The 25284-nt window shown below is 62.1% G+C and carries 16 protein-coding genes and 3 rRNA genes; 17 read left to right on the forward strand and 2 right to left on the reverse strand.

Features of this window, described 5'->3' with window-relative positions:
- The first annotated feature begins 161 nt into the window (after positions 1-161).
- The 9 genes from argC (at position 162) to ABQM86_RS08630 (ending at position 9708) form a co-directional block, all read left to right on the forward strand.
- Positions 162-1193, forward strand: a complete 1032-nt coding sequence (gene argC, locus ABQM86_RS08590) for an N-acetyl-gamma-glutamyl-phosphate reductase (protein ID WP_207597062.1) — start codon at positions 162-164, stop codon at positions 1191-1193.
- A complete protein-coding gene (argJ, locus tag ABQM86_RS08595) occupies positions 1190-2356 on the forward strand; it encodes a bifunctional glutamate N-acetyltransferase/amino-acid acetyltransferase ArgJ (protein WP_207597063.1) in 1167 nt (388 codons plus the stop codon). The genes argC and argJ overlap by 4 nt, the downstream gene beginning before the upstream one ends.
- Positions 2357-2366: 10 nt before the next feature.
- Positions 2367-3323, forward strand: coding sequence for an acetylglutamate kinase (gene argB / locus ABQM86_RS08600; protein ID WP_369746394.1), 957 nt, complete (start codon positions 2367-2369; stop codon positions 3321-3323).
- Positions 3320-4657 carry an acetylornithine transaminase gene (locus ABQM86_RS08605; protein WP_369746395.1) on the forward strand — a complete coding sequence of 446 codons (1338 nt, stop codon included), beginning with the start codon at positions 3320-3322 and terminating at the stop codon, positions 4655-4657. Before argB ends, ABQM86_RS08605 begins: the two co-directional genes overlap by 4 nt.
- Positions 4654-5658, forward strand: coding sequence for an ornithine carbamoyltransferase (gene argF / locus ABQM86_RS08610; protein ID WP_207597065.1), 1005 nt, complete (start codon positions 4654-4656; stop codon positions 5656-5658). Before ABQM86_RS08605 ends, argF begins: the two co-directional genes overlap by 4 nt.
- The gene (locus ABQM86_RS08615) at positions 5658-6197 is read left to right on the forward strand and encodes an arginine repressor (protein WP_089594443.1); all 540 of its coding nucleotides are present in this window, start codon (positions 5658-5660) and stop codon (positions 6195-6197) included. Before argF ends, ABQM86_RS08615 begins: the two co-directional genes overlap by 1 nt.
- A 68-nt stretch (positions 6198-6265) precedes the next feature.
- Positions 6266-7471 (forward strand): argininosuccinate synthase, encoded by a 1206-nt coding sequence (locus ABQM86_RS08620; RefSeq protein WP_207597066.1) that lies wholly within the window; start codon positions 6266-6268, stop codon positions 7469-7471.
- Entirely contained in the window at positions 7471-8886 is a 1416-nt protein-coding gene (argH, locus tag ABQM86_RS08625; protein ID WP_369746396.1) for an argininosuccinate lyase, read from the forward strand. Before ABQM86_RS08620 ends, argH begins: the two co-directional genes overlap by 1 nt.
- Before the next feature lie 84 nt (positions 8887-8970).
- Positions 8971-9708, forward strand: a complete 738-nt coding sequence (locus ABQM86_RS08630) for a maleylpyruvate isomerase family mycothiol-dependent enzyme (RefSeq protein ID WP_369746397.1) — start codon at positions 8971-8973, stop codon at positions 9706-9708.
- 125 nt (positions 9709-9833) lie between these two features.
- Here the strand turns inward: ABQM86_RS08630 and ABQM86_RS08635 are convergent, their stop codons facing one another.
- Positions 9834-11339, reverse strand: coding sequence for a DNA-3-methyladenine glycosylase 2 family protein (locus ABQM86_RS08635; RefSeq protein WP_369746398.1), 1506 nt, complete (start codon positions 11337-11339; stop codon positions 9834-9836).
- Between the two features lie 79 nt (positions 11340-11418).
- Between ABQM86_RS08635 and ABQM86_RS08640 the strand changes: the two genes are divergently transcribed.
- The 6 genes from ABQM86_RS08640 to rrf all read left to right on the forward strand — a co-directional run bounded on the left by ABQM86_RS08640 (position 11419) and on the right by rrf (position 22048).
- Positions 11419-12087 (forward strand): DNA-3-methyladenine glycosylase, encoded by a 669-nt coding sequence (locus ABQM86_RS08640; RefSeq protein WP_207597070.1) that lies wholly within the window; start codon positions 11419-11421, stop codon positions 12085-12087.
- An 89-nt stretch (positions 12088-12176) separates the two neighbouring features.
- The gene (locus tag ABQM86_RS08645; RefSeq protein ID WP_369746399.1) at positions 12177-14405 is read left to right on the forward strand and encodes an ATP-binding domain-containing protein; all 2229 of its coding nucleotides are present in this window, start codon (positions 12177-12179) and stop codon (positions 14403-14405) included.
- A 37-nt stretch (positions 14406-14442) separates the two neighbouring features.
- On the forward strand, positions 14443-15753 hold the full coding sequence (gene tyrS / locus ABQM86_RS08650; protein WP_207597072.1) for a tyrosine--tRNA ligase: 1311 nt from the start codon (positions 14443-14445) through the stop codon (positions 15751-15753).
- 806 nt (positions 15754-16559) lie between these two features.
- Positions 16560-18079: ribosomal RNA gene (locus ABQM86_RS08655) — 16S ribosomal RNA — on the forward strand.
- Positions 18080-18619: 540 nt separating this feature from the next.
- Positions 18620-21777: ribosomal RNA gene (locus ABQM86_RS08660) — 23S ribosomal RNA — on the forward strand.
- A 154-nt stretch (positions 21778-21931) separates the two neighbouring features.
- Positions 21932-22048 (forward strand): 5S ribosomal RNA (rrf, locus tag ABQM86_RS08665).
- Together the 16S, 23S and 5S rRNA genes form the textbook arrangement of a ribosomal RNA operon.
- Positions 22049-22480: 432 nt before the next feature.
- Here rrf and ABQM86_RS08670 read toward each other — a convergent pair.
- Positions 22481-23467 (reverse strand): hypothetical protein, encoded by a 987-nt coding sequence (locus ABQM86_RS08670; protein WP_369746400.1) that lies wholly within the window; start codon positions 23465-23467, stop codon positions 22481-22483.
- Positions 23468-23473: 6 nt separating this feature from the next.
- Between ABQM86_RS08670 and ABQM86_RS08675 the strand changes: the two genes are divergently transcribed.
- Positions 23474-24298: a hypothetical protein gene (locus tag ABQM86_RS08675; protein WP_369746401.1), complete on the forward strand. Its 825-nt coding sequence runs from the start codon at positions 23474-23476 to the stop codon at positions 24296-24298.
- The gene (locus ABQM86_RS08680; RefSeq protein ID WP_369746402.1) at positions 24291-25277 is read left to right on the forward strand and encodes an HAD-IIA family hydrolase; all 987 of its coding nucleotides are present in this window, start codon (positions 24291-24293) and stop codon (positions 25275-25277) included. The genes ABQM86_RS08675 and ABQM86_RS08680 overlap by 8 nt, the downstream gene beginning before the upstream one ends.
- The last annotated feature ends 7 nt before the right edge of the window (positions 25278-25284 follow it).

Genomic DNA, 25284 nt, shown 5'->3' on the forward strand with positions numbered 1-25284 from the left:
GCCCCGTATCGCTAACGGGCAACGCTGCAGCCGACGTTCGGACTGCACGGTCTGGATCACCCTTCACTAAGCATACGTCCAATCCCCAAAATAATGAGACTGCTCACAACTGCATGCATAAATATCGGACAGCATGAATATTCTTGCTGTACAGTGGAGTCATGACTATTTCTGTTGCCGTCTCCGGTGCCAGCGGCTACGCCGGAGGAGAAGTGCTGCGCCTGCTGGCAGGCCATCCGAACGTCACCATCGGTGCCATCACCGCACACAGCAACGCCGGTTCCAGACTAGGGGAGTTGCAGCCGCATCTCCATGGTTTAGCCAGCAGGATTCTGGAAGACACCACGGTGGAGAACCTGTCCGGCCACGACGTAGTGTTCCTGGCGTTGCCGCACGGTGCTTCGGCCGAGATCGCTGCTCAGTTGCCGGAGGGGACCGTAGTGATCGACGCCGGCGCGGACCACCGCTTGCAGGACGCCGCGGCATGGGAAAAGTTCTACGGATCTGCGCACGCAGGAACATGGCCTTATGGACTGCCTGAACTGCCCGGTCAGCGTGAAGCCCTCAAGGGCGCCACCCGCATCGCAGTGCCTGGTTGCTACCCGACGTCGGCGTTGCTCGCCCTGACGCCCGGGTTCGCCAACAATCTCCTCCTGACGGACGACGTCGTGATTGTTGCGGCATCCGGTACCTCCGGTGCCGGCAAGGCGGCCAAGGTGAATTTGATCGGTGCCGAAGTCATGGGTTCCATGAGCCCCTACGGCGTGGGTGGCGGACATCGCCACACGCCGGAGATCGAACAGGGACTCTCCAATGCGGCCGGTGAACCGGTATCGGTCTCCTTCACGCCCACGTTGGTTCCCATGAGCCGGGGCATCCTGACAACGGCCACCGCTAAGGCACAGCACGGCGTGACGGAAGCTGAACTGCGCCAGGCCTGGGCAGATGCCTACGACGACGAACCGTTCGTGCACCTCCTTCCCGAAGGCCAATGGCCCACCACCAAGTCAGTGCAGGGTTCCAACCACGCAGTGATGCAGTTGGCATTGGACCAGCACACTGGCCGCGTGATCGTCACGTGCGCCATCGACAACCTCACCAAGGGGACCGCCGGCGGAGCCGTGCAGTCCATGAACATTGCCCTCGGCCTGGATGAAACCGCCGGCCTGAACCTGCAGGGAGTTGCACCGTGACCATTACCGCACCCAAGGGATTCCGCGCCTCCGGCGTCAAAGCCGGCATCAAGGCATCCGGGAACCCGGATCTGGCCCTGGTAGTCAATGACGGGCCGCAAAAGTCCGCAGCTGCCGTATTTACCTCCAACCGTGTAGCTGCTGCGCCGGTTCACTGGTCACGCCAGGTAGTCAGCGATGGCCGTGTGGATGCCGTCGTCTTGAACTCGGGCGGCGCCAACGCCTGCACCGGCCCGCAGGGCTTCCAGAACACGCATGCTACTGCCGAGAAAGTGGCGGACGTGCTGGGCATCTCAGCCTCCGACGTCGTAGTGTGCTCCACGGGCCTGATCGGTGAGCAGCTGCCCATGGACAAGATTCTTACTGGTGTTGATGCGGCTTTCCGTGAATTGTCGGAAGACGGCGGTACCGCTGCCGCCACGGCCATCATGACCACTGACAGCGTGTCCAAGGAAGCCGTCTTCACCGGCACCGATGCCCAAGGCAAGCAGTTCACTGTGGGAGGCATTGCCAAGGGTGCCGGCATGTTGGCGCCCGGCCTGGCGACGATGCTGGTGGTCCTGACCACCGACGCCGAGGTTCCTGCGAATGAGCTCGACGTCGTCCTCCGCGACGCCACGCGCGTCACCTTTGACCGCGCGGACTCGGATGGCTGCATGTCTACCAACGACACCGTGGTGCTGCTGGCATCCGGCGCCTCCGAAGCTCTGCCCTCTGCCGAGCAGTTGAGCGAAGCGGTCACCATCGTCTGCGCCGAACTGGCACGCAAACTCATCGGTGATGCCGAAGGCGCCAGCCACGACATCGCGATCAGGACCTTCAACGCCGCCAGCGAACGCGACGCCGAAATCGTCAGCCGCAGTGTTGCCCGATCCAACCTGTTCAAAGCTGCCATCTTTGGTAAGGATCCCAACTGGGGCCGCGTGCTCTCGGCTGTGGGGACCACAGATGCTGTTTTCGAGGCGGACCAGCTCAACGTCGCCATGAACGGTGTGCAGATTTGCCGCAACGGCGCTATCGGCGATGACCGCAACCTGGTGGACCTTGAGCCGCGCGAAGTCTTGGTCGAGATTGACCTGCAGGCCGGCGACGCTGAGGCGACCATCTGGACCAACGACCTCACGCACGACTACGTGCATGAGAACAGCGCCTACTCGAGCTGAGCTTATGACAATGACTGCCCATACCCGCGAAACCACGTCCACGAGCCACGTCTCGGCCGAGGCAGCCCAGGACAAGGCCGGCACGCTGATCGAAGCCCTGCCGTGGATCCAACGATTCACCGGCACCACCATGGTGATCAAGTACGGCGGCAACGCCATGGTCAACGACGACCTCCGCCGCGCCTTCGCTGAGGACATCGTGTTCCTCCACCACGTGGGCATCCACCCCGTGGTGGTTCATGGCGGCGGCCCCCAGATCAACTCCATGCTCGGCCGCCTCGGCATCGAGTCGGAGTTCAAGGGTGGGCTGCGCGTCACCACGCCCGAGGCCATGGACGTGGTCCGCATGGTCCTGACAGGTCAGGTTGGCCGTGAACTCGTAGGGCTCATTAACTCCCACGGTCCTTATGCCGTCGGCATGTCCGGCGAGGATGGTGGCCTGCTGCGCGCCGTCCGCACGGGCACCGTGGTTGATGGCGAAGAAGTGGACCTCGGCCTGGTGGGCGAAGTCGTGGGCGTGGATCCCGCCGGCATCACGGATATCCTCGACGCCGGTCGCATCCCCGTGATTTCAACCGTGGCCCCGGAGATCGTGGACGACGGAAACGGCTTCCAGACCACCGGCCAGGTATTGAACGTTAACGCCGACACCGCAGCTGCCGCCGTTGCTTCGGCCCTGGGTGCCACCAAGCTCGTCATCCTGACCGACGTGGAAGGCCTGTACGCCAACTGGCCGGACAAATCCTCGCTGATCTCGTCGCTGACAGCCTCGGAACTCCGCGAAATGCTGCCCCGCCTCGAGTCGGGAATGATCCCCAAAATGGCCGCCTGCCTGAAGGCCATCGACGAAGGCGTGGAGCGCGCACACATCGTGGACGGCCGCCTCCCACACTCGATGTTGTTGGAAACGTTCACGACGGCGGGCATCGGCACCCAAGTAGTACCCGACGAGGAAGTGAACGCATGAGCACCGAACTGAGCCATACCGCTGAAAGCCGCAGCAATGGGGGGCCGGGTGTGGTCGGGCATCGCGAAGCGAGCGGGGCCCCCATCGCTGCGGAGGCTGGCGCAGCCACGCTCGTTTCCCAGAGCTCAGGCGCCGACTGGCTGGCGCGCTACTCGTCCTCGCTGATGGGTGTCTTCGGCACGCCCCAGCGGGTCCTGGTCCGTGGCGCCGGTTGCCTTGTGTGGGATGCAGACGGGAAGGAATACCTTGATCTTCTGGGCGGCATCGCTGTGAACGCCCTGGGCCACGCGCACCCTTTCGTCACCTCCGTGATTTCCAGCCAACTGGCCACGCTCGGCCATGTCTCGAACTTCTTCACGAGCCCCACGCAGATCGCTCTCGCCGAGAAGCTGTTGTCCCTCAGCAAGGCCCCGGCTGGTTCCAAGGTCTTTTTTGCCAATTCCGGTACCGAGGCCAACGAAGCAGCGTTCAAGCTGGCACGCAGGAACAATCCCGACGGGAAGCGCACCAAAATCATCGCTTTGGAGGGTGCCTTCCACGGCCGCAGCATGGGTGCTTTGGCCCTCACGGCCAAAGAGGCCTACCGTGCGCCGTTTGAACCACTGCCAGGTGGTGTGGTCCACATTCCGTTTGGTGACATCGAGGCCCTGCTTGCCGCCGTCGACGATTCCACTGCTGCCGTGTTCCTGGAACCCATCCAAGGCGAAGCGGGGGTTCGGCCGCTCAGCGCCGAATACCTGCAGGCAGCCCGTGAAGCTACCACCGCAGCGGGTGCGTTGTTGATCCTGGACGAGGTCCAGACCGGCATCGGCCGCACCGGAAAGTGGCTTGCCAGCGAAGACGCAGGAATTGTGCCCGACGCCGTCACGCTCGCCAAGGGCCTTGGCGGCGGGTTCCCGGTGGGTGCCCTTGTCACCTTCGGAAGTACGACGTCGGCCCTGCTCACCGCAGGGCAGCACGGCACCACTTTCGGCGGAAACCCGGTGGCTACGGCCGCCGCGCTGGCCACGCTGCACGCCATCGAAAGCCAAGGTCTCCTGCGGAACGTGCTGAGCGTCGGCGCGCACCTGCGCGAAGGGCTGGCTGACGTCGATGCTGTCAGTGAAGTCCGCGGCGAGGGCCTGCTGATTGGATTCGACGTGAACGCCGACATCGCACCTGCCATGGTGACCGCAGCTTTGGATGCAGGCTTCATCATCAACAGTCCGGGCCCGCGGACCATCCGTCTCGCCCCTCCGCTGATCCTGACCACCGAGCAGGCCGACCGGTTCCTGTCAGCCCTGCCCGCCTTGATCGCCACGGCTACCGCCCAAACCGCTAAGGATGCACAGTGAGCACGTCAACCACCCGTCACTTCCTCAAGGACACGGACCTGAGCCCCGCCGAGCAGGCTGAGGTCCTGGAACTCGCCGTCCGGATGAAGGCCGCGCCTTACAGCGTGCAGCCCTTCGCCGCAGAGGGCAACGGCCGCAAGACCGTTGCAGTGATCTTTGACAAGACCTCCACCCGCACCCGCGTCTCGTTCGCCACGGGCATCGCAGACATGGGTGGCAACGCATTGATTATCAACCCGGGGGAAGCGCAGATCGGCCATAAGGAATCCGTGGAGGACACTGCCAAAGTCCTGGAGCGCATGGTGTCCACCATTGTGTGGCGGACCGGGGCGCACGCCGGACTGGTGGCGATGGCTGAAAACTCCAAGGTCCCCGTCATCAATGCCCTGTGCGACGATTACCACCCCTGCCAGCTCCTGGCCGACCTCCTTGCCGTCAAGGAACACAAGGGCGAGCTGGCCGGACTGAGCATGGCGTACCTGGGCGATGCCGCCAACAACATGGCCAACTCGTACCTCCTTGCCGGCGTCACTGCCGGGATGCACGTTCGCATCTCCGGGCCGGAGGGGTATCTCCCTGCCGCGGAAATTGTTGCCGCTGCAGAGGAACGCGCTGCGGAGACCGGCGGTTCGGTCCTCATCACCAGCGATGCTGCCGAGGCCCTCAAGGGCGCCGACGTCGTTGCAACAGACACCTGGGTTTCCATGGGCCAGGAGTCCGAAAAGGAAGCGCGGATGCAACTCTTCCGTGAATATTCCGTGGACGAGGCCGCCATGGCGCAAGCTGCGCCGGACGCCGTCGTGCTTCACTGCCTTCCCGCTTACCGCGGTTACGAGATTTCGGCGGACGTCATCGACGGCCCGCAGTCGATCGTGTGGGATGAGGCGGAAAACCGCCTCCACGCCCAGAAGGCACTCATGGCATGGTTGATGCACCGCTCGGGACTTGCTTTCGTGGAGGGCCTTTCACCTGTTGAAGGTACCGGGGAGAGCACGTTCTAGTGTCCACCAACCCGTCCGTGCCGGGCGCCAGCCCAGCCACCAAGACTGCCCGCCAGGCGCGTATCACCGCGATCTTGACAGGTGAGTCAGTGCGCTCCCAGGCAGAGCTTGCAGCCCTGCTGGCGGACGACGGTGTCCAGGTCACCCAGGCCACGTTATCCAGGGACCTCGTGGAGCTGGGCGCAGTCCGGGTCCGTGGAAAGGAAGGCGCGTTGGTTTACGCCGTTCCGGGGGAGGGCGGCGACCGCAACGCCAAGAGCGGCGTGACCCAGGAGATTCTGGATGCACGTCTGACGCGGTTGTGCGGCGAACTCCTGGTCACCGCGGAGGCCTCGGGCAATATCGTGGTCCTTCGTACCCCGCCTGGTGCGGCGAACTTCTTGGCACTGGCCGTGGACCACTCGGTGATGCCCTCTGTATTGGGTACGATCGCAGGCGATGACACTTTGCTGTTGGTCGCCCGGGATCCCGATGGCGGGGCGGAACTGGCGGCGCGTTTCCTGCGCATGGCCGAAGAAGCCGGGCCGGCCAACCAATAGATTTTCCCAGCATTGATTCACACCAGTATTGATTCGAATGAACCAAGCAACAACAAAGGAGCACTCTCGTGACTGAGCGCATTGTTCTGGCCTACTCCGGTGGCCTTGATACTTCCGTAGCCATCGGCTGGATCGGTGAAGCCACCGGTGCCGAGGTCATCGCTGTGGCCGTCGACGTCGGACAGGGTGGCGAGTCCCTGGAGACCATCCGCCAGCGCGCCCTCGGTTGCGGCGCCGTCGAGGCCTACGTAGCCGACGCCCGCGACGAGTTCGCCAACGAGTACGCCATGCCCACCTTGAAGGCCAACGCCCTCTACCAGGGCCACTATCCGCTGGTTTCGGCTATCTCCCGTCCGGTCATCGTGAAGCACCTCGTCAAGGCTGCCCGCGAATTCGGCGCCACCACCGTTGCCCACGGCTGCACCGGCAAGGGCAACGACCAGGTCCGTTTCGAAGTCGGCATCCAGACCCTCGGCCCGGACCTGAAGTGCATCGCACCGGTTCGCGACCTCGCCCTGACCCGCGACAAGGCCATCGCCTTCGCCGAGGAGAAGGGACTGCCGATCGAGACCACCAAGAAGAACCCGTACTCGATCGACCAGAACGTCTGGGGACGCGCCGTCGAGACCGGCTACCTCGAGGACATCTGGAACGCTCCCACCAAGGACATCTACGACTACACGGCCACCCCGGAATTCCCCCCGGCACCGGACGAGGTCACCATCTCCTTCCAGGCCGGCGTGCCGGTAGCGATCGACGGCGTCAAGGTCACCCCGCTGCAGGCCATCCAGGAACTTAACCGCCGTGCGGGCGCCCAGGGCGTCGGCCGCATCGACGTCGTCGAGGACCGCCTTGTTGGCATCAAGTCCCGCGAAATTTACGAAGCCCCGGGTGCCATGGCGCTGATCACCGCGCACAAGCACCTCGAGGACATCACCATCGAGCGCGAGCAGGCCCGCTTCAAGGCCACCGTTGGCCAGCGCTGGTCCGAGCTGGTGTACGACGGACAGTGGTTCTCCCCGCTGAAGCGCTCCTTGGACGCTTTCATCGAGGACACGCAGCAGTACGTTTCCGGCGATATCCGCATGGTCCTCCACGGTGGCCAGGCAGTAGTCAACGGTCGTCGCTCCGAGACCTCGCTGTACGACTTCGACCTCGCCACCTACGACACCGGCGATACCTTCGACCAGTCCATGGCACGTGGCTTCATCGAGCTGTGGGGCATGTCCTCCAAGGTTGCCTCCGGCCGCGACCTGCGCGTCGCAGGCAAGTAATGGCCTCGGCAACAAACGAAGGTGCACTGTGGGGCGGCCGGTTCGCCGGTGGCCCCGCGGATGCGCTGGCCGCACTGAGCAAGTCCACCCACTTTGACTGGCGGCTTGCCCGCTATGACATCGCCGGCTCCAAGGCCCACGCCCGCGTGCTGGCCAAAGCAGGTTTGCTGGACGACGCCGAGCTCGAAGGCATGCTTTCCGCACTCACCCAGCTGGACGAGGACGTCGCGAGCGGCGCCTACCTGCCGGCCGAGAGCGACGAGGACGTTCACGGTTCCCTGGAACGTGGCCTGATTGAGCGCGCCGGGACCCAGCTGGGCGGCAAACTCCGCGCCGGCCGTTCACGCAACGACCAGGTGGCCACCCTGGGCCGTATGTTCCTTCGCGACCATGCACGCATCATCGCCGGCGGTGTCCTTGCCACCATCGACGCCCTGGTGGAGCAGGCCAAGGCCCACCAAGGCGTTGCCATGCCGGGCCGGACACACCTGCAGCACGCCCAGCCGGTGTTGCTGAGCCACCACCTCCTGGCCCATGCCTGGGCTTTGCTGCGCGACGTGCAGCGGCTCCAGGACTGGGACAAGCGCGCCGGTGTTTCGCCGTACGGTTCCGGTGCTTTGGCCGGTTCTTCGCTTGGTTTGGACCCCGAGGCTGTTGCTGCTGACCTCGGATTCTTCTCGGCCGTCCACAACTCGATCGATGGCACCGCTTCCCGCGATGTCTTCGCCGAGTTCGCCTGGGTGTGTTCCATGATTGGCGTGGACCTGTCCCGGATCTCCGAGGAAGTCATCTTCTGGGCCACCAAGGAGTTCTCCTTTGTCACGCTGCATGACTCGTACTCCACGGGGTCCTCGATCATGCCGCAAAAGAAGAACCCGGACGTCGCTGAGCTCGCCCGTGGCAAAGCAGGCAGGCTTATCGGCAACCTGACCGGTCTGCTGGCAACCCTGAAAGGACTGCCGCTCGCTTACAACCGCGATCTGCAGGAGGACAAGGAACCGGTCTTCGACGCCGCCGACACCCTGGAGCTTTTGCTTCCGGCCGTGTCCGGCATGATCGCCACGCTGAAGTTCAACACCGAGCGCATGGAATCCCTGGCCCCCCAGGGTTTCGCGTTGGCAACGGACATCGCAGAATGGCTGGTCCGCCAGGGCGTCCCCTTCCGCGAGGCCCACGAGCTCTCCGGCGCTGCCGTCAAGCAGGCCGAAGGCCGTGGCGTTGAGCTGTGGGACCTGACGGACGAGGAATACGCAGCGATCTCGGAGCACCTGACTCCTGAGGTCCGCAGTGTCCTCAGCACCGAAGGGTCGCTCAACAGCCGCAACTCGCAGGGCGGAACGGCACCGGCCGCCGTCGAACGCCAACTGACGGCTCTCCAAGCGGAACTGGACGCAGTGCGTTCCTACGCCAGCTAGACGACAACCGGGACGGCACGTCGCGGCCATGCCTTCGGGCAGGGCATCGCGAGGTGCCGTCCCGCTGTGCGTTAACATGGCGCTATGACTCAGATCACCCCCGAGACGCTGCCCGAAGAGCTTCACAAAGCCGCCGGCACCGTCACCCGCATCCTCGCCAAACTGGACGACTCATCCGTCGCTGAACCGTCGGAGCTGCCAGGCTGGACCCGGGGTCACGTCCTCGCCCACCTTGCCGGGATCTCCAATGCCATGGCCCGGCAACTTGAGTACGCGCGCCGCGGCGAAACCGGGGAACTGTACGACGGCGGCATGGACGGCCGTAACAAGGCCATCGCACTCGCGGCGGGGCACAGCCTCACGGAGCACACGGAGGCCGTCACCACCGCCATGGATGCGGCGATTGCCGCGTTCGATGCCTTGGGACCGGAGGACTGGCAGGCGCGTATTGCGTACCGGGACGGGACAGTGCTCGACGGCGGCCTGGCCCTATGGCGGGAGCTCACCATCCATGCGTCGGATTCGGGTGTGGGGTTCGGACCGGAGACATGGAACAGGCCTTTCTGCGAACACCTGATTGGCTTCCTCGCTGCACGCGTCCCTGACACGTACAAATTCGTCCTGCAGCCCACCGGCCTGCCACAGAGGACCATTGGCAGCGGCGGCACCTCCATCGCGATTACCGGCATGCTGACCGACATCGCCGCGTGGCTTGCGGGCCGAGAGCCCAGCCTGGGCAGCCTTCGCGCAACAGCGGCCGCCGATGGAGTGGACCTGCCGGACCTGCTGCCCTGGCCGGCACCCCAGCCCGCCGCCCGCTGAGCCGCGCACGCTCTCTCACGTCCCTCGTGTTTGGGCGGGTCGCTCTCTCACGTCCCTCGTGTTTGGGCGGGTCGCTCTCTCAGGTCCCTCGTGTTTGGGCGGGTCGCTCTCTCACGTCCCGGGAGCTAATTGCTTCGGGTTTTTTCCGCTGCAGCCCGCCAGAGGTGCATGGTGGCATACGAACGCCACGGGCTGACCTCCCTGAAATCGGCGCTGAGCCCAGTGCCGGCGGGCAGGACCTTTATGCCGTTCCGGACCGCGGCATCATTGGCCAGGAGAACATCCGGAGCACCGAGGACACGCATTGCCACGTAGCCAACAGTCCATGGCCCCACTCCGGGCAAGGGGAGCAGCTTGCTTTCGAGGCTGGTGGGATCGTCGCCGTAGCCGAAATCAAGTGCTCCGCTGGCCATGGCTTCGGACGCGGCCATGATGGAGTCAATCCGCCGCTGGGGTCCACGGAGGAACGCTCGCCCGTGTTCGGCGATCTCGGCCGCCGTCGGAAACAAACGCTCCAAGCCGGGGGTGGCGCTATCCACGCTGGTTCCGGCAGCAGATAACTGAGTGAGGGCCGTTCGCGCGGCTGCTACGGTGATTTGCTGCCCGATCATGGCCCGGATGAGTAGTTCGTGGGGATCCACAGCCCCCGGCACGCGTATTCCTGGGATCGCGGTCACACTGGCAGTCAGCCTCGCATCTGTTGCCAGAGCGTCGTCGATTGCCTGGGGATCAGCGTCCACGTCGAACAGCCTCCGGACCCGGCTCAAGAGTGCCGGGAGATCGTGGAGGTCCAGCACCGCAGCTGTAAGTTGCAAGGGTTTGCCGGGAGCTGAGGGGTTATACGAGACAGAGAAGGAGGCACTGCCCCGCGGCAGGCGCAGGGTGCGGGCGTAAGTCCTGCTTCCATCGGTGCCGGTTCCGTCCTCCGAGGTGCGCACCGTCTCGATGCCCGGCACCGCTCGTACTGCCAGGAAATCGAAAATGCCCGGATCGAAGGGCTCCCTGTAAGGAAGGTTCAGCGTCAAGGCCGCGGGGGCGTGCACCGCAGCAACGGTACCCCGGTGTTGCCTGGACTTGGCCCCGGTAGCGCGCACCGCCGTCGGGGTCATGGCGAACACTTCGCCAATGGTGTCGTTGAATTGCCGCACGCTGTTGAAACCCGAAGCAAACGCAACGTCGGCAAGGAGCATATCGGTGGAGACCAACAGGGTCCTGGCGGTTTGTGCCCTGCTGGCCCGTGCCAGCGATAGTGGACCGGCGCCAAGTTCATTGCTGAGGATGCGGTTGAGTTGCCGTGCGGAGTAGCCCAACCGGTGGGCAAGGCCGTCGACGCCCTCGCGGGTGATCACGCCGTCGTTGATCAGCCGCATGGCCCGGCCGGCTATATCCGAGCGGATGTTCCAGGCCGGAGTTCCCGGGACAGCTTCGGGCAGGCACCGCTTGCAGGCGCGGTAGCCGGCTTCATGGGCAGCGGCCGAGGTTTCGTAGAACGTGACGTTCTCGGCTTTGGGGGTTCTGGCGGGGCACGATGGCCGGCAATAGATGCCTGTAGAACTGACGGCCGTGAAGAACTGCCCGTCGAACCGTGTGTCCCGGGCGTCGATTGCCCGGTAGCGCTGCCAGAAGTCCATGGCTTCATCCTGCCAGCCGGCCGCGACCACGGCTAGCGGAAATCGGACATGGGCGTTGGCAGTTTGCTAGGGTCTGGGGATGGGATCGTTCACGGAAAACGGAATCGGTCATCCCGACGACGTGCGCAGTTTTCTCCAGGGCGATGCCCGCGACATTGCCCCGTTGATCCTGGGAGCCGTCCTCACCCACCAGTCCGATGCCGGCCCTGTCTCCGTAAGGCTCACCGAAGTGGAGGCCTATATGGGGCCGCGCGGTTCGGAACACCCTGACCCTGGATCACACACTTTCGGTGGCCCCACGGCCCGTAATGCGCCCATGTTCGGGGCACCCGGATTCCTCTACGTCTACTTCACGTACGGGATGCACTATTGCGCGAACATCGTCTGTGGACCCGACGGATTCGCATCCGCGCTGCTCCTGCGGGCAGGAGAAGTTGTAGAGGGGGAGGAGCTCGCCGCCGTCCGCAGGCCAGCCTCCAAAGCGCACAAGGACCTCGCCAGCGGACCGGCCCGGCTCGCCTCCGCGTTGGGACTCACGACGGCGGACACCGGCCGTGACGCGCTCGCTTCACCGTTCAGCTTGTGGTTGCCGGCGACACCCGCAGCCGCCGTCGCCAGCGGACCGCGGGTGGGGGTATCGGGTCCTGGCGGAACCACGGAATATCCTTGGCGCTTTTGGATCGAAGACGATCCAACGGTGTCGCGGTACAAGGCAGCACGGCCCCGAAATAGGGTCGTTCCGCAATAACCGTCCCACCACATGACTTGTACCCCACGCGTTTACCAAAATCGCTGTAGAATGGACGGTCTGTCTTTTGCGATAGGGGTTACGGTTCGATGCACGACGCTGATTTGGTCCACGAGCAGGAATATGTGGCCGGGCTGTACGCCCGGCTCGATGAGCTGCGCGCCGAAAAGCGCGCCCAGCTGGCGCAGGTGCGGAAGGCCGGCGCGGTGGGAACCATGCAGAACGTTTCCGAGCGTGACGCGTTCGCGGCCCTGTACGAAGACCGCCTTGCCCAGCTCGACGCCGTCGACGACCGCTTGGTCTTCGGCCGCCTTGACCTTGACTCCGGTGAAGCACAATACATCGGGCGCATCGGTCTCTCTACTGCCGATCTCCAGCGACTGATGGTCGACTGGCGTGCGCCCGAAGCCGGGCATTTTTACCAAGCCACGGCGTTCGACCGTCAAGGCGTGCGTCGCCGTCGCCACCTGATCCTTCAGGGGCGCGACGTGAAAGCGATTGAAGACGATGTCCTGGACGCGGGGATGCTCGCAGACAACGACTCTCTCCAAGGTGAAGGCGCACTGCTGGCAGCACTGAACTCCAAGCGCACGGGCCGCATGTCGGACATCGTGGGCACCATCCAGTCTGAGCAGGACCGGATCATCCGATCCTCCATCTCCGGCGCGTTGGTGGTCCAAGGCGGTCCCGGAACGGGAAAGACCGCCGTTGCCCTGCACCGCGCTGCTTATCTGCTGTACACGCACCGCGAACGGCTCAAGAGCGCCGGCGTGTTGCTCGTTGGACCGTCGTCGTCCTTCATGCATTACATCGAACGCGTACTGCCATCCCTCGGCGAGACCGGCGTGGTCATGGCAAGCCTTGGCCGCCTGATGCCCGGCATCCATGCCATCCCCGAGGAAGACGCCGACGTTGCCGCACTCAAGGGCAAACTGGACATGGCCAAGGTGGTGGCCAACGCCGTCGCGAACCGCCAAAGGACGCCTGCTGAAGACCGCATCCTGGAAGTCGATTCACGGAAGCTCACTCTGACTGTCCGTCAGGTCCGCCGTGCCCGGGAAAAGGCCCGCGCCACGGGGAAACCCCACAACGAAGCGCGGCTCACGTTCGTGAAGATCCTCCTTCGCGAGCTCACGGAACAGCTGACGGACCTCGTCGAGGAAGGCAACATCGGCAACAACGCAGATCGCGCCTACCTGGCGGAAGACGTCCGGTCGGCGAGGGACGTGCGCATTGCGCTGAACCTCTGCTGGATGCCGATGACACCGGAGAAGCTCATCTCCGAGCTCTTCAGCAAGCCGGCCATCCTTGAAGCCTGCACACCGCACCTGACGCTTGAACAGCGTTCGCTGCTGCAGCGGCCCGTGGACGCGCCCTGGACGGAAGCTGACGTTCCGCTGTTGGATGAAGCTGCTGAACTGTTGGGCGAACTGGACCCGGCAGCCGGCAGGGGATTGGCCCAGCAGGAGGCCGACCGCGCACGCGACATCGCCAACGCCAAGCAGACTCTTGCCAACATGGAAGCCATGGGTGTCGACGTCCTGGTCTCGGCTGAAGAACTTGCCGACCAGAACCAGGAACGCGAAGGCCGCCTGACCGCGGCGGAACGTGCCACCAGCGACCGTTCATGGGCTTTCGGCCACATTGTGGTTGACGAAGCCCAGGAACTCTCACCCATGCAGTGGCGGCTCCTGGTACGCCGCTGCCCGCTGAAGTCGTTCACGATCGTCGGTGATATTGCCCAGACGAGTGCTGCGGCAGGTGCCAATTCGTGGCAGAGTGCCTTGGCGCCGTCGTTCGGTGACCGCTGGACCCTCGAAGAACTCACCGTCAACTACCGCACGCCCTCGCAGATCGCCGAAGCCGCAGTCCGCATGGCCAACCGCGCGGGACTGGTGGTCTCGGCTCCCAAGGCCGTGCGCGAAGGTAAATGGTCTCCCATTGTGGACCGCGTCGATGCCGACAGCATCGTGTCGCACCTGGTGGACGTCCTGCCCGAGGAAGTTGAAGCGATCGACGGCGGACTGCTGGCTGTCATTGCCGACGGGCCACTTCTTCCGCAGGCCACCGCTGCGCTGCGGGAGGTCTACGGCCGCCGTATTGGCGCCGGGGCGGGCAGCTACGAACAGGACATTGTGGTCATCAGCCCCAAGGAAGCCAAGGGCCTGGAATTCGATGGGGTGGTGGTCCTGGAACCGGCCGCCATGCTGAACCATGAGCACGGCAAGGTGGGCGACCTCTACGTCGCCATGACGCGAGCCACGCAGCGCTTGCGTCTCATTGCCGCCGCCCCGGTACCTGCGGGTATCGAGCGCTAGGAAAACGGGCCTCCGCAATCCTGCTAACTTAGATCTCGTGTCACACGTAAACAACCTCGAGTCCCAGCACAACGATCCCGCTTTTGCCAATGTCTGGCAGGAGCTCAAATGGCGCGGCCTGATCCACGTTTCCACCGATGAAACGGAACTGGAAAAGCTGCTCGCCGGGGACCCGATCACGTATTACTGTGGCTTCGATCCCACCGCGCCCTCCCTGCACCTGGGCAACCTTGTGCAGTTGCTGGTGATGCGACGCCTGCAGTTGGCAGGCCACAAGCCGCTCGGCCTGGTGGGTGGGTCCACTGGCCTGATCGGTGACCCACGTCCGACGGCGGAACGCACCTTGAACACCAAGGACACCGTTGCTGAGTGGGTTGGTTACCTGCAGGGCCAGGTGCGCCGCTTCCTCAGTTTCGAGGGGGAAAACCCGGCCCGCATGGTGAACAACCTGGACTGGACGGCGCCGCTGACTGCTATCGACTTCCTGCGTGAAATCGGCAAGCACTTCCGTGTGGGCACCATGCTCCGCAAGGATGCTGTGGCGTCCCGCCTGAACTCCGACGAAGGCATCAGCTACACCGAATTCAGCTACCAGATCCTGCAGGGCATGGACTACCTCCAACTCTTCCGGGATTACGGCTGCGCGCTGCAGACCGGCGGCTCTGACCAGTGGGGCAATCTCACCAGCGGAACCGAACTGATCCGCAAGGTGGAAGGCAAGAGCGTCCACGCATTGGGGACGCCGCTGATCACCAACTCCGATGGCACCAAGTTCGGCAAGAGCGAAGGGAACGCCATCTGGCTGGACCCGGACATGTGCAGCCCGTACGCGTTCTACCAGTTCTGGCTGAACACGGCGGACGCGGATGTTGTGGACCGCCTCAAGGTATTCACCTTCCTTTCGCGTGCAGAGATTGAGGCACTTGGAGAAGCTGTGGCGGAGCGTCCATTTGCCCGCGAGGGCCAGAAAAAGCTCGCTTTCGAAGTGACCTCGCTCGTTCATGGCGTCGAGGCAACGGAGAAGGTCATTGCAGCTTCGGCTGCACTCTTCGGCAACGGCGATCTCACAGTTCTGGATGAGCGAACCCTTGAAGCCGCCACCGCCGAACTTCCATTGGCGACGATCGGCACCGACGGTTTGGGGATCATCGACCTCCTGGTTGCCTCGGGTCTGTCCGACAGCAAGTCGGCTGCCCGTCGGACCGTAGGGGAGGGCGGCGCGTATGTGAACAACACCAAGGTCTCCGATCCCGATGCAGTCATTGCCCAGGATCAACTGCTGCACGGACGGTATTTGCTCCTCCGGCGTGGCAAGAAAAACCTTGCGACCATTGAGGTTTCTGCTTAGTACTCTTTTCCACCGCGTTCCGAAAGGGCCGGCAACCGTTACGGTTGCCGGCCCTTTCTGCGATTCCGTGCATGGTGCGATTTACGTGCTTGTTCAGTGCCGGGTGCCGGACGAACCGTTGGTACCGCCGGGAGGTGGCGGTCGGTCGTGCAGCGTCACCTTCCGACGCTCGCTCACATCCCGCGGGTTTGATGGCGTCGCGCTCTCACGTTCCTTGGGTTTGGGGCGGATGCTCTCTCGCGTTCCTTGGGTTTGGTTGGGGTTCGACGGCGGTGGTGGGGTTGTGTGATGGGCTTCACTTGGGTTGGTTTGGGGTGTGGTGGGGTGGTTTTGGGGGTGTTTTCCTTGTGTTGGCGGGGTTTTTGGGTGGTGTTGGGGTGGATTTGGTGTGGGGGTGGGGCGCGTGTAAAGTTATTCGAGTCGCCGCCGCTGATGCGGAAAGATGGCGACCGACTCCCTTCAAATTGCCGGTTTCGGTGGTGCTTTTGTGTGCTGCTGGTTGGTGTGGGAGGCCCGGGTTCTGGTTTGCTTTGTGCGGCTGGTTCGGGTAAGTTTGAAAAGTTGCTCCGGAGCGATCCTGGACCCTTGTGGGTTTGGGTGGTGCCGGTAGTGTCTGTTGTTTGAGAACTCAATAGTGTGCCAAGTTTGTTGATACCGATTGTTTTATTGATTGGTTGAAATTATGGCTGGATCATTGCGCACCCCCGTGTGTGGTGGTCTGGTTTTCAGCTGGTTTCGAATTTTGTGCAGCCGTGCCGGCCGTTATTTCCGGTGGGTGTGGTTGTGTCTGTTTGATTTGTTTTACTTCAACGGAGAGTTTGATCCTGGCTCAGGATGAACGCTGGCGGCGTGCTTAACACATGCAAGTCGAACGATGATCCCAGCTTGCTGGGGGATTAGTGGCGAACGGGTGAGTAACACGTGAGTAACCTGCCCTTGACTCTGGGATAAGCCTGGGAAACTGGGTCTAATACCGGATATGACCGTCTGACGCATGTCAGGTGGTGGAAAGCTTTTGTGGTTTTGGATGGACTCGCGGCCTATCAGCTTGTTGGTGGGGTAATGGCCTACCAAGGCGACGACGGGTAGCCGGCCTGAGAGGGTGACCGGCCACACTGGGACTGAGACACGGCCCAGACTCCTACGGGAGGCAGCAGTGGGGAATATTGCACAATGGGCGCAAGCCTGATGCAGCGACGCCGCGTGAGGGATGACGGCCTTCGGGTTGTAAACCTCTTTCAGTAGGGAAGAAGCGAAAGTGACGGTACCTGCAGAAGAAGCGCCGGCTAACTACGTGCCAGCAGCCGCGGTAATACGTAGGGCGCAAGCGTTATCCGGAATTATTGGGCGTAAAGAGCTCGTAGGCGGTTTGTCGCGTCTGCTGTGAAAGACCGGGGCTCAACTCCGGTTCTGCAGTGGGTACGGGCAGACTAGAGTGCAGTAGGGGAGACTGGAATTCCTGGTGTAGCGGTGAAATGCGCAGATATCAGGAGGAACACCGATGGCGAAGGCAGGTCTCTGGGCTGTAACTGACGCTGAGGAGCGAAAGCATGGGGAGCGAACAGGATTAGATACCCTGGTAGTCCATGCCGTAAACGTTGGGCACTAGGTGTGGGGGACATTCCACGTTTTCCGCGCCGTAGCTAACGCATTAAGTGCCCCGCCTGGGGAGTACGGCCGCAAGGCTAAAACTCAAAGGAATTGACGGGGGCCCGCACAAGCGGCGGAGCATGCGGATTAATTCGATGCAACGCGAAGAACCTTACCAAGGCTTGACATGAACCGGTAATACCTGGAAACAGGTGCCCCGCTTGCGGTCGGTTTACAGGTGGTGCATGGTTGTCGTCAGCTCGTGTCGTGAGATGTTGGGTTAAGTCCCGCAACGAGCGCAACCCTCGTTCTATGTTGCCAGCGCGTTATGGCGGGGACTCATAGGAGACTGCCGGGGTCAACTCGGAGGAAGGTGGGGACGACGTCAAATCATCATGCCCCTTATGTCTTGGGCTTCACGCATGCTACAATGGCCGGTACAAAGGGTTGCGATACTGTGAGGTGGAGCTAATCCCAAAAAGCCGGTCTCAGTTCGGATTGGGGTCTGCAACTCGACCCCATGAAGTCGGAGTCGCTAGTAATCGCAGATCAGCAACGCTGCGGTGAATACGTTCCCGGGCCTTGTACACACCGCCCGTCAAGTCACGAAAGTTGGTAACACCCGAAGCCGGTGGCCTAACCCTTGTGGGGGGAGCCGTCGAAGGTGGGACCGGCGATTGGGACTAAGTCGTAACAAGGTAGCCGTACCGGAAGGTGCGGCTGGATCACCTCCTTTCTAAGGAGCTGCTAGCAGCTGTTCCGTGTTCTGTGTATGCAGTTCGTGGTGGTTGTCAGTGTTGCCCATTGCGCAGGCGTCTGTTCTGCGGTGGGTGCTCATGGGTGGAATATCAACGAATCAAACTTGTTTGGCATGGCCTTTACCGGTTGTGTCCTGGTGCCAGTACGGCAGCATGTGTCTCTGCTTTTTGTGGGGGTGGGTGTTGTTGGGAACGCTGCCGGGGTGCGTGGTTTGTGGGGGTTGTGTTTGGCGCACTGTTGGGTCCTGAGGCAACAGGACCTTTTTGCAGCAATGCAGAGGGCATCGTTCTGGTGTTTCTTTTGTTCCTGCTTCCGGTTCTGCCGCGTGTCCCTGTGTGGGGTGGTGGTGGTCTGGTTGATGGGGTTGTTGTTTGAGAACTACATAGTGGACGCGAGCATCTGAGACATGCATGGCTGGCCTTTCGGGGTTGGTGTGTGTGTTTCTACAGCAATTTCTTATGAATGAACCTGGCCCTTGTGGTCGTGGTTCTCTCGAGTAAGTTTTTGATCTTTGTGTGGTCAAGTTTTTAAGGGCACACGGTGGATGCCTTGGCATTAGGAGCCGAAGAAGGACGTAGGAATCTGCGATAAGCCTGGGGGAGTTGATAACCGAGCGTTGATCCCAGGATGTCCGAATGGGGAAACCCCGCACAACGCTGCAAGGTGATTGTGTGACCCGCATCTGAACACATAGGGTGCGTGGGGGGAACGCGGGGAAGTGAAACATCTCAGTACCCGCAGGAAGAGAAAACAATAGTGATTCCGTTAGTAGTGGCGAGCGAACGCGGATCAGGCTAAACCGTTCCATGTGTGATAGCCGGCGGGCGTTGCATGGGCGGGGTTGTGGGACTTTCCGTGATGGTTCTGCCGGACCGTTGGGGTGATGTGCAGGCATAGGTGAACGGTCTTGAAAGGCCGGCCAGAGAGGGTGGGAGCCCCGTAACCGTAATGTTGTGTGCAGCCTGGAGAGTATCCCAAGTAGCACGGGGCCCGAGAAATCCCGTGCGAATCTGTCAGGACCACCTGATAAGCCTAAATACTTCCTAATGACCGATAGCGGACCAGTACCGTGAGGGAAAGGTGAAAAGTACCCCGGGAGGGGAGTGAAACAGTACCTGAAACCGTGTGCTTACAATCCGTCGGAGCAACCGCGAGTGATCGCATAGTAGTTGTGACGGCGTGCCTTTTGAAGAATGAGCCTGCGAGTTAGTGTTACGTCGCGAGGTTAACCCGTGTGGGGTAGCCGTAGCGAAAGCGAGTCTGAACAGGGCGAGTGTAGTGGCGTGATCTAGACCCGAAGCGGAGTGATCTACCCATGGCCAGGTTGAAGCGACGGTAAGACGTCGTGGAGGACCGAACCCACTTCAGTTGAAAATGGAGGGGATGAGCTGTGGGTAGGGGTGAAAGGCCAATCAAACTCCGTGATAGCTGGTTCTCCCCGAAATGCATTTAGGTGCAGCGTTGCGTGTTTCTTGCCGGAGGTAGAGCTACTGGATGGCCGATGGGCCCTACAAGGTTACTGACGTCAGCCAAACTCCGAATGCCGGTAAGTGAGAGCGCAGCAGTGAGACTGTGGGGGATAAGCTTCATAGTCGAGAGGGAAACAGCCCAGACCACCAACTAAGGCCCCTAAGCGTGTGCTAAGTGGGAAAGGATGTGGAGTTGCGAAGACAACCAGGAGGTTGGCTTAGAAGCAGCCATCCTTGAAAGAGTGCGTAATAGCTCACTGGTCAAGTGATTCCGCGCCGACAATGTAGCGGGGCTCAAGTACACCGCCGAAGTTGTGGATTTCACACATTGCCCTAGCCTTCGTGGTTCAGGGGTGTGGAGTGGTAGGGGAGCGTCGTGTGGGCAGTGAAGTCGCGGTGGAAACCAGCGGTGGAGCCTACACGAGTGAGAATGCAGGCATGAGTAGCGAAAGACGGGTGAGAAACCCGTCCGCCGAATGATCAAGGGTTCCAGGGTCAAGCTAATCTGCCCTGGGTAAGTCGGGACCTAAGGCGAGGCCGACAGGCGTAGTCGATGGACAACGGGTTGATATTCCCGTACCGGCGAAAAACCGCCCATGCCAAGCGGGGGATACTAACCGCCCGGAGCCTGCCCGCTCACCCTTGTGGTGTTGTGGGTTTTGGCCGAGCGCGGGACCTGATCCCGGGAGGTAAGCGTATTAACAGGTGTGACGCAGGAAGGTAGCCGGGCCGGGCGATGGTTGCCCCGGTCTAAGGATGTAGGGTCAGGGATAGGCAAATCCGTTCCTGTGTGCTTCGAGCACGTTCCTGAGATCTGATGGGACTCCCGTATGGGGGGATCCGGTGATCCTATGCTGCCTAGAAAAGCATCGACGCGAGGTTTTAGCCGCCCGTACCCCAAACCGACACAGGTGATCAGGTAGAGAATACCAAGGCGATCGAGAGAATTATGGTTAAGGAACTCGGCAAAATGCCCCCGTAACTTCGGGAGAAGGGGGGCCTGCCCCGTGATGGAGACTTGCTCTCCGTGAGCGGGTGTGGGCCGCAGAGACCAGGGGGAAGCGACTGTTTACTAAAAACACAGGTCCGTGCGAAGTCGCAAGACGATGTATACGGACTGACTCCTGCCCGGTGCTGGAAGGTTAAGAGGACCGGTTAGCCACCTTGTGTGGCGAAGCTGAGAATTTAAGCCCCAGTAAACGGCGGTGGTAACTATAACCATCCTAAGGTAGCGAAATTCCTTGTCGGGTAAGTTCCGACCTGCACGAATGGAGTAACGACTTCCCCGCTGTCTCAACCATAAACTCGGCGAAATTGCAGTACGAGTAAAGATGCTCGTTACGCGCAGCAGGACGGAAAGACCCCGAGACCTTTACTATAGTTTGGTATTGGTGTTCGGAGTGGCTTGTGTAGGATAGGTGGGAGACGTTGAAACCCGGACGCCAGTTCGGGTGGAGTCATCGTTGAAATACCACTCTGGTCACTTTGGACATCTAACTTCGGCCCGTGATCCGGGTCAGGGACAGTGCCTGATGGGTAGTTTAACTGGGGCGGTTGCCTCCTAAAAAGTAACGGAGGCGCCCAAAGGTTCCCTCAGCCTGGTTGGCAATCAGGTGTCGAGTGTAAGTGCACAAGGGAGCTTGACTGTGAGAGAGACATCTCAAGCAGGGACGAAAGTCGGGACTAGTGATCCGGCGGTACATTGTGGAATGGCCGTCGCTCAACGGATAAAAGGTACCTCGGGGATAACAGGCTGATCTTGCCCAAGAGTCCATATCGACGGCATGGTTTGGCACCTCGATGTCGGCTCGTCGCATCCTGGGGCTGGAGTAGGTCCCAAGGGTTGGGCTGTTCGCCCATTAAAGCGGTACGCGAGCTGGGTTTAGAACGTCGTGAGACAGTTCGGTCCCTATCCGCTGCGCGCGCAGGAAATTTGAGAAGGGCTGTCCTTAGTACGAGAGGACCGGGACGGACGAACCTCTGGTGTGTCAGTTGTACTGCCAAGTGCATCGCTGATTAGCTACGTTCGGATGGGATAACCGCTGAAAGCATCTAAGCGGGAAGCTCGCTTCAAGATGAGATTTCCATACACAGTTATGTGTGAGAGGCCCCCAGCCAGACCACTGGGTTGATAGGCCGGATGTGGAAGCGAGGACTAAAGACTCGTGAAGCTGACCGGTACTAATAGGCCAACAACTTACACCACACAACACACTGCACGCGTCCACTATGTGGTTCCCGAACAACAACCCGCACCAAGGGTTGCCGGAACCAACAACTAAATAACAACACCACAGTTGTAACCACAAAGTCTTCCCACCCACCCCCACCAAAAAGGGGGCCGGGACGGGTAACAGAGTTACGGCGGTCATAGCGTGGGGGAAACGCCCGGTCCCATTCCGAACCCGGAAGCTAAGACCCACAGCGCCGATGGTACTGCACCCGGGAGGGTGTGGGAGAGTAGGACACCGCCGGACAACCATTAAGGCAAGAGCCCCGACCACAGGTCGGGGCTCTTCCCCTTTAACCACCCAACCCCTGAACGAGGCAAAGCATCCATCAACCGGGAACTTGCCAACAACCCAGGCCAGTCGCTGTCGCTGAAGGTTTCCTGCAGGCTGCTGAAGCGGCTGTGAGACTTGACACGGGAGACGGGGAATCAGGTCCAGGCGTTCGGCTGCCGTGGTGGCGTCGAATAGAATTGCATAAGACATACGAGTCGGTAGCTGAGCGCTGCCGGCGGCGTGACAACGAAATAAGGGTTATGAGCGACTACGCACGCGCCAGTGGTCGGCTCGCAACAGGAGGAATCCACCATGGCTGAGCACAACGGCGGCAATCGCGGCGGTAATCGCGGAAACTTCGGCGGTAATCGCGACGACCGCGGTTCGTACCGCCCCAATAACAACTCAGGCGGGGACCCTCGCGGGTTCCGTTCCCGGGAGAACCGAGACGGCAACGACCGTCCGGCCCGTGACGGCGAGCGTCGTCCGTTCAACAACGACCGTGGCGATCGTAAGCCTTTCGGTGACCGCAACGATCGTCCGGCCCGTGACGGCGAGCGTCGTCCGTTCAACAACGACCGTGGCGATCGTAAGCCTTTCGGCGACCGGAACGATCGTCCGGCCCGTGATGGAGAGCGTCGCTCCTTCGGTGGCGACCGCGATCGTAAGCCTTTCGGTGACCGCAACGATCGTCCGGTCCGTGACGGCGACCGGCGCCCCTTCAACAACGACCGTGGCGACCGTAAGCCTTTCGGCGATCGTCCCGAGCGCGGTCCGCGGAACTTCGACGGTCCCCGTCGCGACAACGATGACCGTCGCCCGTTCAACAACGACCGTGGCGATCGTAAGCCTTTCGGTGACCGCAACGACCGTCCAGCCCGTGACGGCGAGCGTCGCTCCTTCAACAACGACCGTAGCGACCGCAAGCCTTTCGGCGACCGCAACGACCGTCCAGCCCGTGACGGCGAGCGTCGCTCCTTCGGCGGCGACCGCGACCGTAAGCCTTTCGGCGACCGCAACGACCGTCCGGCCCGTGACGGCGACCGGCGCCCCTTCAACAACGACCGTGGCGACCGTAAGCCTTTCGGCGATCGTCCCGAGCGCGGTCCGCGGAACTTTGACGGCCCCCGCCGCGACAACGATGACCGTCGCCCCTTCCACAACGACCGCGGCGACCGCAAGCCTTTCGGCGACCGCAACGACCGCGGTAACTCCTGGGAAGAGCGTCCTGCCAGGGTGCCCAACGCCAAGGACATCCGCAGCTCCAACCGTCCTGACCGTGAGCGGTCTCCCGAGATCGATGAGGATGTCACGGGCAAGGAACTCGACCGCGCCACGGGTCACCAGATCAAGACACTTGAGGAGCAGAGTGCTGGTTGGGTCGCCAAGCACCTGGTCATGGCTGGCCGCCTGATTGACATTGAGCCTGAGCTGGCCTTCCAGCACGCATTGGCTGCAAGCCGTCGTGGCGGACGCCTTTCGGTTGTTCGTGAAGCGGTGGGCCTGACCGCCTACGCCGCGGGACACTATGGCGAAGCGCTTCGTGAATTCCGTACGTACCGCCGCATCAGCGGGTCCAACGTGCACTTGCCTGTGATGGCTGACTGCGAGCGAGGCCTCGGACGTCCGGACCGTGCGTTGGATATGGTTCGTTCTCCAGAAGCCCAGGACCTCGATGCCCCGGGCAAGGTGGAGCTGGCCATGGTGGCGGCCGGTGCCCGTGCGGATTTGAAGCAGTTTGATGCTGCAGTCACCGAACTGGAAATTCCCCAGTTGGACATCAACAGGGCCTTCTCTTACAGCCCGCGACTTTTCCGTGCTTACGCTGAAGCGCTCAGCGCGGTGGGTCGCACGGAAGAAGCGGACAAGTGGGCCCGGCAGGCTTTGGTGGCTGAGAATGCTCTGGGAGTTGGCGATTTCGCTGAACCGGAGATCCTTGACCTCGGGTGGGATGAGCAGGAAGAAGCAGCCGCGAGCAAGCCGCGGTTCGTCAAGTCGGCTCCGGAGCCCGACGTCGTTAAGCCTGAGACGGAATCGGCTATTGCCGAAGCCGCAGCGGCTGACGTTGAGCACGATGACGTTGAACTTGATGACGCAGAATCTGACTACTTCGAGTCGAACGACGCGGAGTCGGACATCGACTCCGCAGAAGACGACTCTGAGGAAGAAGAAGCCAAGGAAGAAGACGCCGAGAACCAGGGTTCTGACTCCCAGCATGGCTGATCCACTCATCTCATTGTTTGATGCCGTCCTCTCGGATCTGGACGGTGTGGTCTATGCAGGACCGCACGCCGTCCCCGGGGCCGTGGAGTCGTTGCTGCGTCTGGAGACCTTTGGCGTTGGCCTTGGCTACGTGACTAACAACGCCTCCCGCACCCCGGCCCAGGTCGCTGCACACTTGCGTGAGCTCGGTGCGCCGGCGGAGGACCATCAAGTGGTCAGTTCCTCCCAGGCAGCAGGGGAGCTTCTGGCTTCCCTGTTGCCTGCGGGGGCGCATGTGCTCATCACCGGCAGCGCAGCTCTGGCCCATGAGATTGAATTGGTGGGACTCAAGCCGGTCCACAGCGCCGCTGAATCCCCGGTTGCCGTGGTCCAGGGATTCAACCCTGAGATCGGTTGGAAGGATCTCGCGGAGGCGTCGTATGTAGTGGCCGGTGGAGCCATGTGGTTTGCCACCAACACGGACATGTCCATACCGCAGGCTCGAGGCATGGCACCGGGCAATGGGACGCTGGTTGCTGCTGTGGCGGCTGCAACGGGGAAAACTCCTGTGGTGGCTGGTAAGCCCGAAGCGCCGCTTTTCCATGCGGCAGCGAAACGGTTGACCGCCGATCGTCCGCTGGTTGTGGGCGACCGTTTGGACACGGACATCCTGGGCGGCAACCGTGCGGGATTTGCGACGGCGGCCGTCCTCACTGGCGTGGACACCACCCACACCATTCTTGCGGCGCGGACCGACGAGCGCCCCACCTACCTTTTGGCCGACTTGGAGGGCCTTTACGCGCCCTACCCTGAGGTCATCAGCGACGACGGAACCTTCCGTTGCGGTGCAGCCTCGGCGGTCGCCGGGGACGGGACCGTCACGGTCACGGGCGCTGAGGATGACCTTGACGCTTGGCGCGCGGCCTGTGCCGCGTGGTGGGCCAGGTTCCCCGACATGGCTGTGGCGCAGGCGCCACAGGTGGAATGGCGAACTCACTAGACTGGTG

It is taken from the genome of Paenarthrobacter sp. AMU7 (genome assembly GCF_041200195.1).
Lineage (GTDB): Bacteria > Actinomycetota > Actinomycetes > Actinomycetales > Micrococcaceae > Arthrobacter.

Coding starts and splice junctions, on each gene's coding strand:
- ABQM86_RS08635 (WP_369746398.1), bottom strand. CDS start 11,339: ATGGACTTCTGGCAGCGCTACCGGGCAATCGACGCCCGGGACACACGG.
- ABQM86_RS08645 (WP_369746399.1), top strand. CDS start 12,177: ATGCACGACGCTGATTTGGTCCACGAGCAGGAATATGTGGCCGGGCTG.
- ABQM86_RS08605 (WP_369746395.1), top strand. CDS start 3,320: ATGAGCACCGAACTGAGCCATACCGCTGAAAGCCGCAGCAATGGGGGG.
- ABQM86_RS08680 (WP_369746402.1), top strand. CDS start 24,291: ATGGCTGATCCACTCATCTCATTGTTTGATGCCGTCCTCTCGGATCTG.
- ABQM86_RS08640 (WP_207597070.1), top strand. CDS start 11,419: ATGGGATCGTTCACGGAAAACGGAATCGGTCATCCCGACGACGTGCGC.
- argC (WP_207597062.1), top strand. CDS start 162: ATGACTATTTCTGTTGCCGTCTCCGGTGCCAGCGGCTACGCCGGAGGA.
- argH (WP_369746396.1), top strand. CDS start 7,471: ATGGCCTCGGCAACAAACGAAGGTGCACTGTGGGGCGGCCGGTTCGCC.
- argB (WP_369746394.1), top strand. CDS start 2,367: ATGACTGCCCATACCCGCGAAACCACGTCCACGAGCCACGTCTCGGCC.
- ABQM86_RS08630 (WP_369746397.1), top strand. CDS start 8,971: ATGACTCAGATCACCCCCGAGACGCTGCCCGAAGAGCTTCACAAAGCC.
- ABQM86_RS08675 (WP_369746401.1), top strand. CDS start 23,474: ATGGCTGGCCGCCTGATTGACATTGAGCCTGAGCTGGCCTTCCAGCAC.